The sequence below is a fragment of the Paenilisteria riparia FSL S10-1204 genome (genome assembly GCF_000525995.1).
GTDB classification, from domain to species: Bacteria; Bacillota; Bacilli; order Lactobacillales; family Listeriaceae; genus Listeria_A; species Listeria_A riparia.
In genome coordinates this window covers 8673-24359 of the sequence record NZ_AODL01000010.1, presented here as the reverse complement: position 1 = coordinate 24359, position 15687 = coordinate 8673, and the positions used below count along the sequence as shown (strand labels likewise).

Genomic DNA, 15687 nt, shown 5'->3' with positions numbered 1-15687 from the left:
AACTATGCGCATCCAAAAATTAAAAGAACGTTATCCTGAACTTACATATTCCGAAAAACCATTACGACAAAACACCACGCATTTATTTTTTTATGAATCCCCGTATTATTTTGCAATTCCGAAGAAAGCGCTAACTTCTGCGGAGCAAGATTTACTGCAAACCTTATTTCAAGCGCCCGCGCCCGCCTTCAAAAATGAGCAGTTGCACGATTGGTATACTTTATTATTCACACAGGAAAATCTGAATTTAAAAGAAGAAAACGCGAATTACCGCATCATCCAATTTCAAATTCAATCCGCCGTCCCTTCCAAAAAAACATTACAAGAATGGCAAAAAGCATTGGCTAGTTTCTTCGCTCAAGATAGCGAACTGCTAATGCTTACAGATGATTATGGTGTGATTATCGAAAGAGTTGCGGGGTCATTGCTTGGCGAGGAAGAACTGGACGCAATCTCAACAACGTTAGAAAGTGATTTTTACATGCGGGTGCAGTTTTTTATGGGCTTGTTTCATCCAAAGAACCTGCTATTACGAGATTTATTCGCCGAAGAACAGCATTTATTCCGGCAAAATACGAACCAACTCGTGCAAACAGTGGAATCTAATTGTCTGCCGATGATTGCGACACATTTAACAGACAGTCTGCTAGTACGTCAAATCGGGCTCATCTTTGAAAAAGACGATACTTGGGAGCCTCTCATCAAGGCACTTTGGGCGCAACAAGGCAACCTCAGCATGACCGCTAAGGCAATGTTCATGCATCGCAATACGATTCAATATCGTATCGACAAATTCCAAGAGCTAACAAACCTGTCATTACGCAAGACAGATGGTTTATTACTGGCATATCTAAGCTGTCTCTTATTCGAAGCATAACCCAAACAAAGCCGTAGACTGCCTTACCCAAATACTACAAGTAAGGCGAAAAAACGGCTTTTTATCGAGCAGAAGCATCTAGCATCGTTTTATCTAGGCCATGCTCTAACTTTATTCATCGCGGCGTTTTGGTTCGAATATGAACAATCCTATAGCTAAAATAGCAATTCCTATAATTAATAGATACATTTTCTAGCCCCTTTTCCAAAACAAATACTAACAACTTTATCCTAATACCCTTTTTGAAAAAAATTATACATGTTGTTAATGTTTCTTTCCTCACAAAAAGCCGAGACAGAACTAAATTTTCATATAAAATAAGCAGGAAACTACGAGTCCCTTTTTTTTGGGTAAGACGTGTTTCCTGCTATACATAAATGGAATGAAAGCGTGTGTATTCAGCGAAATAATTGTTCACACCTACATTTCGGCTGACTTTCCGCTTGGAATTGGCTCCACTTTAAGAGCCGTATTATTGCTGTCTTTATAGGTCACTAACATCTCGACTAAATCCGCATGCCAATAAGAGATACCCGCTTGACCGGCCAATGCACAGAATTCTTCAAAATTAACCTTGCCAGCTTGAGCTTGTTTAATCGCATCGGTTATCGCATCGACGGAGGTTTCTGTGGTGACTTCTTTTGGGATGCCGTTCAATGGCGCTTCTACTTTCGTGCCGTCCGCGTCATAAAACACGTACATCCCTGTTGCCACAATATACTCATACTTTGTCACACCTGCAGATTTAAACCCTTGTACGACTTTTGGAAAATCTCCTGCGTTTGCTTCGCTTGTCGCGATTTTCATAATCGTTTCTTTTGTAAGCATTGTTTTCCCCTCCTAATGAAATGTCGTCAACTGTGGTGTTGCATAAATCGAATTGTTATTGAAGAACAATAAGGTGTCATCGATTTTATATTTTTTCACGTAAGCTTGTAAATCAAGGTTCTTGTAATAGCGCAAATCAAGCACATGCACATTCGCATAATACGGCGCGATAAACTGAATAAAGGCGTTCGCATATGAATCTTTAAAAATTAGCAAGTTCTTCTTTGTCAGCGGATCTGGAGATACAATATGCAACTCTGGATAATCCGTACCAATGTAGGTGGTATAGCGGTTAGTATATACGGCTGGATCCGTTAGTCGACTCATCACATAAAGGGAATCGCGTTGTTCTTGAATAACGTCTAATTTATACGGCGCACTTAAGTTTTTCTGCGTCGCAACCATCACTTGATCCGACTTCGAGGCGAGTGCTGATGTTGTTTTTCGAGCATCCGAACCATAGAACGGTAAGCCTTCCAATTTCCATGTCCAGTCGTCTTTTGTTAGCTGCTTCACGCCGGGATTCATATTTTTCGTTACTTTCTCCGAAGCTAAAAATGCAGCCGTCGCTTGCCAATGGTGATCCGTATAGTAAAACATATTTGGCTTTTCTTTATTTTTGTAAAGGATTGGCGAAACGTCAATATTTTGCACGTACGTATTATCAATTAGTGGCATGAGGCGATTGTAGCCTTCGCGTCCAAAACTCGGATAGTAAGACGGAAATTTATCTTCAAAAACAGTCGATTTGTTCGGAACTAGAACAAGGCTTGTTTTTACACCAAGTGTTTGTAATTCCTTGCCAACATCGTTAATTCGTTTTGCAATTTTTTGCGCATCATCTTTTGTGTAGGACTCGACTTTCGTCAATAAATAGCCATCTGGAGCCACATAAACGTCCTTATATACATCTTGACCTAGCGCCAACTCATTCACACGCATGTTTAGCTCCGTAAACGCATCTCTTCGCGGAAACTGGTCATTAAAAAAGCTATCCCAAGCCCGCATATAGTTACCACTAGTAACTGCCTCCGCGCTATACATAGGCTTTTGCGCCAAATTGCGACTTTCTAAAATCGATACTTTATTGTCTCCAGCCACGATATAGAAGAAAAACACTCCGAAAATAAAGAGCAGAAATCCCGCTGATAGCAATAAGTTAAATAGTTTTTTATTCACCGTAATTCTCCTCACGTTTTAAAATCTGAAATAAATGAATGGGTTAAATGTCGAACCAACGACTAAAGCTACAGAATACACAAAAATGAATGCCAATACAGCTAATGTAGCAATATCTTTTGTGATGTGTAACGCGCGATGTTTTTGCATGAAAGTAAGAAGTGCATCACTTGCAAAAAGATTCTTAACAAGCGGTGTACATGCGATAATCGCAACGATAAGCACCATGTAATATTCGTGCATATAATACGTTGCGCGAGCATCCCAAAACGCGCCAGAACCAAACATGGAACATAAATAGGACCAAATATCGCTCACATTGTCAATGCGGAATAGCAACCAGCCAAAAATAATGACAATCAATGCGTAAACATGTTGCAGTGCCGCTGGAACTCGCTGTAATGCTTTTCCTAAAAAGGCTTTTTCTAGCATAATGAATGCGCCATAATACGCGCCCCACAGCAGGAAATTCCAACTTGCGCCGTGCCATATACCTGTGGCCAGCCAAACAATCGCCAAGTTCCGATACACTTTAATAGGAGAAACGCGATTTCCACCTAGCGGAATATACACATAATCCTTAAACCAAGTTCCAAGCGAAATATGCCATCTCCGCCAAAACTCCGAAACAGACTTCGCAATGTACGGGTAATTAAAATTCTCCAAGAATTTAAACCCAAACATCCGACCAAGTCCAATTGCCATATCCGAATAGCCAGAGAAATCAAAGAAAATTTGCAAAGAATAGAAAATCAGTCCAATCCAAGCCGTCCCAACAGACAAGCTACTACCTTGGCTTTGAAAAATCTGATCTGCAACTAAACCGCAATTATTCGCAATGAACATCTTCTTTGCCAATCCAATAATAAAACGCTTAACCCCGCTCGTAAATAAGTTTAAATCAACCCGGCGGCTCTCAATTTGATCCGCAACCGTTTGGTAACGGACGATTGGCCCTGCCACAAGTTGAGGAAATAATGATATGTATAACGCAATATTTAGTGGATTCTTCTGTACTTTACCGTCCCCTCGGTATACATCGATAACATAGCTAATTCCTTGGAATGTGTAGAATGAAATGCCGAGTGGTAATGCAATCATTTTCCAATCAAAAGTAGCACCAAACAATGATTCTATATTAAATACAACAAAATTCGCATATTTAAAAATTCCGAGAATAGCCAAGTTCCCAATAACCATTAATGTGATGACTAACTTACCATATTTCCCTTTGCGCTTCGCCTTATCAGCAAGTATCCCAAACACATAGTTGAGCGCAATCGAAAGCAACATGACATAAAGAAACTTCGGCTCTCCCCAAGCATAAAAAAATAAGCTGGCAAGCAGCAAAACAATGTTTTTTAGCTTTCTTGGTGCAATAAGATAAATAGCTAAAACACACGGTAGAAACATAAATAAAAATGTCGTCGTACTAAATAGCATATGTTCTTCTCCTTTTTTCTGTGTTTAATATAATGTCTATCACTACTTATGATACTATGCTACTAACTAAAACACAACAAGATTTTATGTAAGAAAAAAAACGGTTACAAGTTATAAAAATTGCATGCCCAGATCAACTGCATGTTCTTGGTTTATAACGTAAAATCGAGCCTGTTCCTCACGCTTTTATAGCGCTTTTTGAACAAGCTCGATTAGAAAACTATTTAAACGGCACACTCGTACGTTTTACTTCGGTACTTCCCACGTATAACGCCACCTCGACACGTTGATTTTTAGTGGTAACGAGGCCATTAGCATAGATTTGGAAGGTTTTCGTTGCGGGCGTAAGGGCACCATTTTTAACTATGACACCATCCACGAGGAGTGACACTTTCGTAATAGCCTCCAAATTTGTACCCGCGTAGGTCCCTGTGATATAGCTACTTCCTAGTTGATAGGGCGTAGCGTCTATACTATAGCTTCCGCCAGCATTTACTGTCACAGTTGTCCGTTTTAATTCCGTAGTACCATTAAATAAAGCAACTTCGACACGTTGATTAGTTGTTGTGACCAATCCTTTGGCATAGATTTGGAAGGTTTTCGTCGCGGGATCAAACGCGCCATTCTTAACTATCACACCATCGACGAGAAGAACAACCTTCGTGATAGCTTCTAAGTCATTTCCCGTATAGCTTCCTGTGATGTTATTTGTTCCCAGTTGATAGGTTGCCGGTGTCAAAGTAAAATTACCAATAACATGGACTGTCGTACGTTTTACTTCGGTCGCACCGATGTACAGAGCCACTTCTACTCGCTGACGCATGTTTGTCACCAATTCATTTGCTGCGATTCGGAAGGTATTAGTACTCGTATTCAGAGCTCCATTTTTGACAACGACACCATCTACGAGGAGAACAGCTTTTGTGATAGCTTCCGTGTTTAGACCAGAATAGCTCCCAGACACATACGCATTACCGATTTGATAGGTAGCTGTAGTTAACATGTACGCATCAATAACAAAGACATTGGCCCGCTTTAATTCTTTTGTACCATTGAATAAGGCGACTTCAACGCGTTGCTTACTGTTTTTCACGAGACCAGCTGCTGAAATTTGGAACGCTTTTGTGGTGTTATTAAACGCGCCGTTCTTAACAACTACGCCATCGACTAACAAGACTACTTTGGTGATTTGGCTCAAATCCGTTCCAGTATAAGTTCCCGTCACTAAACTGGTTCCCAATTGATATGTCGCTGGAGTCACCGTATAACTGTCACTCGGACGTGCTGTGACTGTGACTGGCGCCCGTTTTAATTCGGTATTTCCATGGAATAGCGCGACTTCGACACGTTGATTCGTATTGGTAACAAGACCGTTAGCTGAAATTTGGAAGGTTTTCGTAGTATTATTAAATACACCGTTTTTAATGATGACACCATCGACTAATAGAACCACTTTGGTAATTCGTTCTAATTCAGTACCCGCATATGTTCCTGTCACGTTGCTAGTGCCGATTTGATATGGTGATGCGGTAATTGTATACGGATTTTTCTCGACAGTGATAGTCGACATGTACTCTGTGCCAGCAATGGTTTGGAAGACGCGAAGCTTTGTTCCTTCTGCTTGTATTGGTATCGTGATGGTATAATTGCCATCCTTGTCAGCTTGTCCTCGACCGATGACCTGCCCACTTTCTGTCTGAACATGCGTTGGCGTATTAGGATTTCCATTTCCTGTAAGTTTCGTGCTCGCTGCTGTGACAGGATTTACTTTTTGCGACCAGCCGATTAGTACTTCTTGCGGGTGACTCTCACGGGCATTATATAGCTGGACGAAAAGTAGCTTTGACCCGACCGCTACTAATTCCCGAAATTTGAATCGTACTGAGCCATCTGAACCGGTTCCAATCTCAACGTAGTCATCTTTTATACTGATATAAGCCCCTGGTACTCCTATACCCTCTATTTCATATTCAGTTGCCTTCGTGACAATAAATTTAGGAGGAATAGGTGGCAGTGTATAAGAAGATTGATATATAAGTCCTCCAGATTTCACCGTAATTATTAGTATAGTGCCTTGACGAACATTAGTAATGTCTTGGTGATAATGATGGTTACTACCCATGTTTCCTTGACTCAAAATAGCCCCTGCTTCTGTTCTGATTTGTATATCTGCATCGGCAAGGGTAGATACAACTAATTCCGTGGATGTACATCTTAAAATTTGAATCGCTTTTTGAACTTTCATTCTGGTCTTAGGTCCCGTCAAGCCCTTCCATTCTTGGTGTATATCAAGTGTTCCATTATAGGTGATTGGAGCATAAAGTGAAAATTCACCATTCTCATCTGCAATTGTATCCGTTGTATTACCTAGATAATCTGTGAGAATAATTTTTGCATTTGGCAGAGCAATCCCTTCTATTGGGTTATACGATTGGGTAATAATTATCGGATCGTTGATATTCTTCTGCTGGGCAGCGACTTGATGCGGGCTCTGATTTAGCATCCCCCACCATATCGCTAACACAGAGCTTACTAATATTGCGACTTTCAAAAATATTTTCATTTTCTCTTCGTCCTTTCTTTTCGTGTAATATTCTCTGTAACTTTATAAGTTATACCTCTTCCAGATTATACTATGTACGATAGCCTATTGCTGTAGACATATTATGAATTACGATGTATCTAACAAGCCCAAAGAAAACGCTTTCCACTCATTAAAAAACTAAGTTCGGTCATTCAAATTTGACCACACAGGAAAATTTGAATAGGATAGAGTTAAATAAATAGGGGAGGTTTTACAAATGAAAAATATTATTCCCGCATCGGATTATCGTCGGCTAAAGTTGCTGAACTTGCTTTTTTTCGCAGAGTCGCCAATCCCTAAAAAAGAAGCAGCAAAGTTCGTGGAATGCTCTATCAATACGCTTAACGCTGACATCGAAACGCTTAACGCGAATATTCCGGATGGTGTAGCTCACATTGATGAAATTGACCGAAAACTCACACTACGAGCAGCTCCAAAAATTAACTTCGATTATCTAACCGCATATATGATTTCTAATAGCCATTTGTTTCAGCTAGCTCTATCGGCATTCAACGAAGAAAACCAATCGATTTCGGAATGGGCCGAGAAAAATTTCGTAAGCCGCTCGACTTTTTATGTAAAGCTGGCAGAAGTTGATACGTTTTTATCTCGTAGTAGGCTTATTCTCAACACAACCCCACTTGAAGTACAAGGTAATGAAATTAATGTACGTTTTTTCTACTACCACCTATTTAGCAAGTGTTATCCGTATTCTGGCTGGATTATCGATGACTTCGGTTTGGAAACGCCTATCAATACCTTTATACAAAAATTCGAAAAAAGTTTAAATATCTTCTTTTCGCTTAGCGCTAGGACGAACTATGCGATTGCGATTGCGGTTACTTTAAAGCGAATTAAGCAGGGGCATCCTGTTCGAGTGAGTGATGAAAACATGCAATTTTGGCATGATGTATATACGTATCATAGCGTGACAGAAATGGATTTTAGTGATTTGGAAGCAGCACTTGGGGAAACACTTAGTCAGGAGGAACGTTACTTATTAATCATTATTAGCGCACTCAGCTATTTCACATACGTTAATCACGAACAAATGACGCTTCGTCTGTCCTATACAGAGAAATACCAACGGATTCGGCTTCGCTTAGTGGAAGAACTGATAACTATTTTGAATGAACGCGTCTCTGATACACTTGTCTTAAAAACGACGCTTGTAGATTACTTCGCACGTTTTTATTTTGTTCAGAAATCGAATCTGCTTTTAGATGTCGATTACTTTACGAAGAAGTTCATTCCGGACACTGTAGATAAGCAAAAAATCATTTCTATCTTGCAAAAATACGAATCTATACCCGATTATCGTTTTATTAAAGCGAATATGGATATTATTGCGACATATATTCACGATTTTTTCAATGCCGCATTGTTAATGGAGTCTTACACGAGTTCTCTTCATATTAAAATTATTGCTAAAAACGGCTTTATCTGGGAAGAATTCTTAAAAACAGAAATTCGCCGTCACTATTCAGAAGATTTCATTGTCTTTTGCGATGAACTTAATCCAAGCGAACACTGGGCGCAACATGACTTTATTATTAGCGATTTTCCATTGCCCGAAGTTACCGATGTAGATGTTCTCGTTTGGCATATGCCCCCAACAAAACGGGATTTCGCAGATTTAGATACAATTGTACGTGAGAAATATGGAAAAACAGAATAGGAATCGGTATACAGCTTTCAATTAAAACGGAAGCTGTATTTTTTATGCATAAACATGCATGGATTTCATAGCATTTTTCTAATGGCGGTTTTGTGAACACTCAAAATTCACTTGTAAAACCCCCTTGATATTTTAATGACTTAGTGAAAGACTGCGGTTAAGATTAAGGTAGGCAAAGAAATCCGAAAGAGGTGAAATATCCACTATATAAAAGCAAGCTTCCCGTGCAATCATCACGCCATATCTCCTGCTAAACCTTGCAAAAAAACACGGCCAAAATTATTCCTAAACAGCCAATGAAACGCAAAAACAAAAAGTAAACAATCTCACATCAAAAAAGGAGGACATGACTACTACCACATAATATTTATGCATAAGTAGTTATAATTTAAAAACATGAAGACACGCAAAAAATTTTAAAATGAAAGCTTTATACATGGCAATGATTTTTTCTCTAGTACTACCAAACTCTATTGGAAACCTCGTTTATGCCGCAGAGTCCCTCACTACTATATCCACGGAACAAACCACAAATACGGAGAAAAATTTCTCATTGACGAAAGAATCAATGATTAAGACTAGTGCAGATGATGCCGAAGTTTCGAGTACGGCGGTCAATTTAACGAGCACAGGGCTTGACTTACATGGTCCAGCTGCGACGGTACAAGGAACGTATCTACGTTTTACCGGCCTTGAATTACCGACAGACGCCAAAATCACGAATGCGTATCTTTCGTTTACGGCACGTGACGCTTCAACGGCTGCGCAATCTACAACGCTTCGTATTTCAGGGGAACTTGGAACGCAAGCTGCTTTTGCAAGTACGGTCGCTTCTTTTACAAATCGAACTTTTACAAATGCAGCAGTAAGTATGCCAACACCGACTGTCGCAGTAAATAGTGTTTTTAATACGAACGATCTTTCTTCTGTTATTAATGAAATGAGAGCTAATACGCCAGACATTGAAGATTATGTTTTTAAAATTAATGGGAGCGGCACAGGTTCATTCATCATGCGCTCTTTTGATTCCAGCGCGACAATGGCGCCAAAACTAGTGGTTGAATACACTTCTACATCAGGAGATTTTGCGGCTAGTATTACCAACACTTCTGATGATGCTGAAGAACGCGGCACAGCCAATGCTATCGACTTAAATACGGAAATGGAAATTGGCGGCTACACGTCAGCAACATTGACACCGGCCAACAAAGAAATTTCAGCCTTCCGTTTTGGCAATGTAACACTTCCTGAAAACGCAAAAATTGAAGATGCTTATTTAGAATTCACAACAAAAGCAATTGCGGCAAATCGTAGCGCTAATCTCGCAATTTCTGCAGAATTAGGCAATCCCGCGACGTATGTTAACACTGCTGGTAATATTAGCGGTCGTAATTATACGGCTTCTACAGTGCAATACGTCCAACCTTCTTTCACGACAGCATTGCAAACTGTTAGAACACCAAACTTAAAGAACATCATTGACGAAACGCGCTTAATGGGTTGGCAAAATGGGAACGCGATGGCCTTCAAGGTAGACGGTGACAACTATATCGGTAGCGTCTATCAAGGCGGTTCAACCGCAGCATATCAACCACGACTTATCATTAAGTACACGTATAGCGAAAAAGACGCCATCGCAAGTGAAGTCACAAAAGACCCAGCGTTAATGAAAAATCTATTTATCAACGAAGTTGCAAGTATGGGGACGGATAATCAGAAAGACGGCTGGATTGAAATTTTCAATAACAACGACGAAGCTGTATTTTTTGAAAAAGATATTTTCCTATCTGATGATGCTGGCAATTTAGGCAAATCCGAGTTGAAAAACCTCTACATCCCTGCAAAAGGTTACCGCGTAGTGAAAGCTGACGGGACGCAAAACAATGCTTCGGTGAACTTCACATTAGGTGACCGCGACGCAACGCTTTATTTAGCAACAAAATATGATAATACGCTTCACAAAATCGATACGTTCGCCGCGAAGAAAATGGCGTTCAATGAGACAAATGGCCGTTTTAACGATGCAGATAGCCATCTTGTTTCGTACAACGTGGGCACGTATGAGAAATCCAACAACGACGCGACACCAATTGTTCGCATCACACCTAGTCAAGCGCCTGGAATGTACAAAGAAAGTTTCAACTTGACGCTAAACACGGATGCTATCAACACGATTAAATACACACTAGACGGTTCCACACCGAGCGAAACAAATGGCACAACCTACACAAAAGCAATCACGATCGACAAAAACACCACAGTAAAAGCTTACGCCTACAACGCAAAACAAAATAGTGGCGTACAATCCTATTTCTACGCTATCCGGGAAGATGCTGAAAACATCCCACTTGCCACAAAAGAATTTAGCGTTAAAACAAGCGCGGATGACGCCAAAGTAACAGCCGCGACAGTCAATTTGACAAGTACTGGTCTTGAATTACAAGGAACATTAAGTAATGTCGCACAAGATGCTTATGTTCGTTTTGCCGATGTTGCTATTCCGGATGACGCCGTGATTAGCAAAGCATATCTTGTCTTCACAGCACGCGATGCTTCAACAACCGCAACCAATTTGACGATTTCAGGTGAACTTGGTAAAGGCGATGTTTTCACAAGCACCGTCGCTTCTTTCACGAGTCGCCAGTTCACAAACCAAACCGTGAAAACAACGACACCATCTAAAGTTGCTATTAACGATGTCTTAAATAGCGAAGACTTAACACCAGTCGTTAACGAGATGCGTGCAGCAAATCCAGACGTTAACAACCTTGTTTTCAAAATCAGTGGTGACAAAACCGGATCATACATTGCGCGTTCCTATGATTCTAGCGCTGCCATGGCTCCGAAATTAGTTTTAGAATATTACTCAGGCTCTGGTGATTTTGCTGGAAAAGTAGCAGCATACACTGATGACGCCGAAGAATATGGCACAGCAAAAGCAATAAACTTAAATGCTAATTTAAGTATCGGTGGCTATTATTCGACAACATTGACCCCTACCTACAAAGACACGTCCGCTTTCCGCTTCTTGAACGTCAACATCCCTGAAGGCGCTGAAATCGAAGACGCGTACATGGAGTTCACAACCTACAACACAAATGCCAATAAAATTAGCGCCAACATGGAAATACGTTCAGAAATTGGCAATCCTGTTGGTTACACAACAACAGCAGGCGACATCACTTCTCGTAAATACAGCAGCATGGTCGTTAAATATAGCCAACCAGCCTTTCCAACGAGTAACCAAATCGTTCGTACAGCCAACCTAAAAGACATCATTGATGAAAACCGCCTCGCCGGCTGGAAAAATGGACAAGGAATGGCCTTCCGCGTGGATGGCGACAACTATATCGGTAGTGTTTATCAAGGTGGAACTGCTCAAGCCGCCCGACTAATTATCAAATACAAAAACAACAACAAAGGAGCAAACATCACAAACGCACTTGCAACACCTGATAAAATCAAAAATGTCTACATCAACGAATTATCATCCGAAGGTACTGCCAGTTCTAAAGCAGCATGGATCGAACTTTACAATGACAACGATGTTCCTGTCGTTCTAGGAACAGGCACCTATATCACAGACAAATCAAAGACACTAGACAAATTCGAGTTTTCTAACCTTGTTATCCCAGCAAAAGGGTACCGCATCTTATATTCCGACAAAGCCCCAGAACTCGGCAATGACCATTTAAGTTTTGAAATTGGTAGTAGCGGCGACGTTATTTTATCCGCAAAAGTCGGTTCTGATATGAAAACAATCGACTCCATCAAATATACGAAACAAGCGTATAACCAATCATTCGGACGTAAACCAGACGCTAGCAAGAATCTAACGCTATTTAGCTCTGACACATTCGGCAAAACAAATAATGTCGGTCAAACAAACTACCCGCTTCAATTCAGCAAAGAACGCGGCGTATATGACACTGGCTTCACATTAAGCTTAAGCTCAAATACAGGCACAACTATCAAGTACACCCTAGACGGAAGCAATCCAACAGGAACCAAAGCACTCACCTATACAGGCCCACTCACAATTAGCAAAACAACCATCGTCAAAGCCTACGCTTATGATGCAGACGGTAATTCCGGCGTTATTTCAAGCAGTTATATCTTACGCGACAACTACAAAAACGAAATTCCAGTCGGCTACCAATGGCAATTTAAAAACACTATCACAAGTGATGAATACGCCGCAGCTATCGATGATTTTCCAATCGTATCTGTAACTAGTGATGCTACAACACTAGACGCCATTAACTACACAACCGGTACATTCGAATTCTTAGATACACACACAAACAGCAGTGGCACCAACTACTTCAGTTACTCCGGAGCTAAAAAATTCGGACAAGTCAGCGCAAGTCAATTTAACTCAGGCGTTGCTGTGAAATTCCATCGTGATTTCAACGCAAAAAAAAGCAAAATACAACTTCTTTGATCCAACACCGGGTGAAGCCTTCCCAGTCGTAGGCAAGTTCAGTAAATTAGAACTAAAAGAAGGTCAAGACGGCCCGCAAAGCGATATCTATAATCTTGGCTACAATCGTTATGACGAAGCCGTAACCGACACACTTGCCCAACAAATGAACAAGATTGCACTACACACAAAATACGTACAATACTTCTACAACGGCCAATACATGGGTGTCAAAACCATGCGCGAAGACTTTGGACAAAATATGTTTGAAGAATACTTCGGCGACAGCGATGACGACTATACAAAAATTCGTTTCCAAGATGATTATTTTGCTCCAGGAATTGTCGAAGCCGGCGACGGTGACACAGCCATTTTGACAAAAGTAAAAGCTTTAGCAACGGCGAAAAACTTGCAAGAATTCAAACGATATGTAGACATCGAAGACCTCATTAAAACACAGATTCTCTTCATGTTTGTCGATACAGAACGCGAAATTGATGCAGTCGTTTCCAATGATATTGCAAACGGAAATGGTATTAAAATGAAATTCAACATCAATGACACAGATGGCGCTTTCTTTAATAACGGTGGCACTGGAACAAGCGCATCGGCCCTGGCAGGCGGCGGTGGAACATATCGCTACAAATGGAATTCAGATGCCATATCCAGAAATGGTGCTGGCGGATTTTTCGGTAATTTCTCAGGAAACAGCACCGTCCCAACAGCCGGAAATTTAGAATTCAAAACACTTGTGAAAGACCAAGTACTACAACAAATCGGACCAACAAGTGGAGATTTCGCAGGCGCTGACGGAGCACCATTATCCGTTGCAAACGTAAGACAACTCATTTTAGACAATCAAAAAGAACTAGACGCAGCCTACAAAGTAGATGCCGCATTCATGGGCGCGCGAAGCACAATGTACAAAGACTGGCTAACATTGCAAACAAAAGTACAAAACCAAGTTCCCGATCGCGTGAAATTCTCCCTAGACATGTGGACAAAATACGGTATGGCGCACACTCTTCAAAACATCAACGTCCTAAAAACAGACACAGGCGTAACACTAGAAAATCCAAATGCCAACACCGACGTTTACTACACGACAGACGGTAGCGATCCGATGGGTGCAGACGGCGTCATCTCAAGCAAAGCCGTGAAATACACGCCAGGAACTTTTTTTAAGCAAAACAACACCACTAACAATGCGTGCCTTCACAACAAACAACTGGGGTCCAATCAGCGACAATAAAAAAGCAGCCGAAGATGCCCAAATTGAAGACACAGCAACAAAAGCCATTTCTGAACTATTCTCAAATAACAACCCAGATTCAGGTTCACTCAAAGCTACAACTGACCAAAAAGCCCTTGACGCAGCACAAAAAACCGTCGATGCAGTTCAAGACACAACAGCAAAAGCAGCATTGCAAACACAGCTAAACAGAGCCAAAGAACTTTTTGCTCATAAAACAAGTGGTAACATTACAACGAACAACTTTACAATTGGGGCAGACAGTTACGTGAAAGGAACGTACACTGGCGACGTGGCTAAGCTTGCACTCGAAGTAAATGGGACACTGTTACAAATCATCACAGCAACTGGAAGCCCGTACCAATACTACGCCAAAGGTAAAATCAATGCGGTAACGGACACAGTCTACATGATTGCCTACGATACAAAAGGCACCCAACTACAGAAAACAAAAGTCAATGTCCTAAAACCAGCAACTGGTCAACTAACACCAAACGTTTTTTATCTTGGTAAAGACAACTATGTCACAGGCCAATTTACGGGCGATATTGCCAAGATCAGCTTAACGGTAAATGGCGTTGAAGGAACAAAAATTGTCGCTTCGGCTTCAGAAATTAAATACTACGCCAACAACGTGATTCGCAATTTAACAGACATCGTGACTTTAAACGCCTACGACACAAACGGCAGCCTACTAGATAGCAAAACAATCAAGGTGGCAAAAGAAACACCATCTGTAATTACAGACGTAGCACCATTTAAGCTAGGCACAGACGGCTACATCACAGCAAACTACACAGGTGACATTGCCCGCGTAGAAATTCAAGTCAACGGCGTGGCATTACAACGCATCAATGTGACAACAGACAGCATTAAATACTACGCCAAATCACTCATCACAAAAACAACCGATGATGTCAAACTCGTAGGCTTCAACACAGCAGGCATTGCTATAAGCACCAAAACCATTCCAATCATATCTACAGGCGGAGATATTACCGTAAATCCATTCACCATCGGAGACGGCTATATCAAAGGCCAATACACAGGCGATGTAGCCAAAGTTAGCATCAGCGTCAACGGCGTGAAACAAACAACAATCACAGTTCCAGCGCCAGACTTCCAATACTACGCCAAATCACTCATCAAGAGTCAATCAGACGTCGTCACTTTATCCGCGTACAACGCAGCAGGAACAACACTTAAAACCGTGACGGTCATCATCAATAAATAGTAGGATAAACAGAGTTTGAGACATAACCTAAATAAGCAAGCGACAAGCGATCGATTTGTATCAAGCAAAATTTTTCGCCCTATCCAAGTAATTGGATGGGACTCTAAATAGACAAAAAACAACCCAATATCGAGTTGAAATTGGGTTGTTTTTGTGGTCTTTCACCAAGGCTTAGTGCCGGTATGAATT

Annotated in this window: 9 protein-coding genes; 5 read left to right on the top strand and 4 right to left on the bottom strand. The window is 40.9% G+C overall.

The window, feature by feature from the left end:
- Positions 1-4: 4 nt before the first annotated feature.
- On the top strand, positions 5-877 hold the full coding sequence (locus PRIP_RS08295; RefSeq protein ID WP_036100778.1) for a helix-turn-helix domain-containing protein: 873 nt from the start codon (positions 5-7) through the stop codon (positions 875-877).
- Positions 878-1297: 420 nt separating this feature from the next.
- On the opposite strand, the gene PRIP_RS08290 is transcribed toward PRIP_RS08295, so the two are convergent.
- The 4 genes from PRIP_RS08290 to PRIP_RS08275 form a co-directional block, all read right to left on the bottom strand.
- Positions 1298-1705, bottom strand: a complete 408-nt coding sequence (locus PRIP_RS08290; RefSeq protein ID WP_036100777.1) for a DUF1398 domain-containing protein — start codon at positions 1703-1705, stop codon at positions 1298-1300.
- Between the two features lie 12 nt (positions 1706-1717).
- Positions 1718-2884, bottom strand: coding sequence for a DHHW family protein (locus PRIP_RS08285; RefSeq protein WP_036100776.1), 1167 nt, complete (start codon positions 2882-2884; stop codon positions 1718-1720).
- A gap of 18 nt (positions 2885-2902) precedes the next feature.
- Positions 2903-4327: an MBOAT family O-acyltransferase gene (locus PRIP_RS08280; protein WP_036100775.1), complete on the bottom strand. Its 1425-nt coding sequence runs from the start codon at positions 4325-4327 to the stop codon at positions 2903-2905.
- A 220-nt stretch (positions 4328-4547) separates the two neighbouring features.
- Positions 4548-6890, bottom strand: a complete 2343-nt coding sequence (locus PRIP_RS08275) for an immunoglobulin-like domain-containing protein (RefSeq protein WP_036100774.1) — start codon at positions 6888-6890, stop codon at positions 4548-4550.
- Positions 6891-7128: 238 nt separating this feature from the next.
- Between PRIP_RS08275 and PRIP_RS08270 the strand changes: the two genes are divergently transcribed.
- The 4 genes from PRIP_RS08270 to PRIP_RS08255 all read left to right on the top strand — a co-directional run bounded on the left by PRIP_RS08270 (position 7129) and on the right by PRIP_RS08255 (position 15498).
- Positions 7129-8589, top strand: a complete 1461-nt coding sequence (locus PRIP_RS08270) for an AcpB/EbpR/MafR family transcriptional regulator (protein WP_036100773.1) — start codon at positions 7129-7131, stop codon at positions 8587-8589.
- A 436-nt stretch (positions 8590-9025) separates the two neighbouring features.
- Positions 9026-13033 (top strand): chitobiase/beta-hexosaminidase C-terminal domain-containing protein, encoded by a 4008-nt coding sequence (locus tag PRIP_RS08265; RefSeq protein ID WP_036100772.1) that lies wholly within the window; start codon positions 9026-9028, stop codon positions 13031-13033.
- Complete coding sequence (locus PRIP_RS08260; RefSeq protein ID WP_036100771.1) at positions 12993-14264, top strand: FN3 associated domain-containing protein; 1272 nt, start codon at positions 12993-12995, stop codon at positions 14262-14264. Before PRIP_RS08265 ends, PRIP_RS08260 begins: the two co-directional genes overlap by 41 nt.
- Positions 14218-15498, top strand: coding sequence for an immunoglobulin-like domain-containing protein (locus PRIP_RS08255; protein WP_036100770.1), 1281 nt, complete (start codon positions 14218-14220; stop codon positions 15496-15498). Before PRIP_RS08260 ends, PRIP_RS08255 begins: the two co-directional genes overlap by 47 nt.
- The last annotated feature ends 189 nt before the right edge of the window (positions 15499-15687 follow it).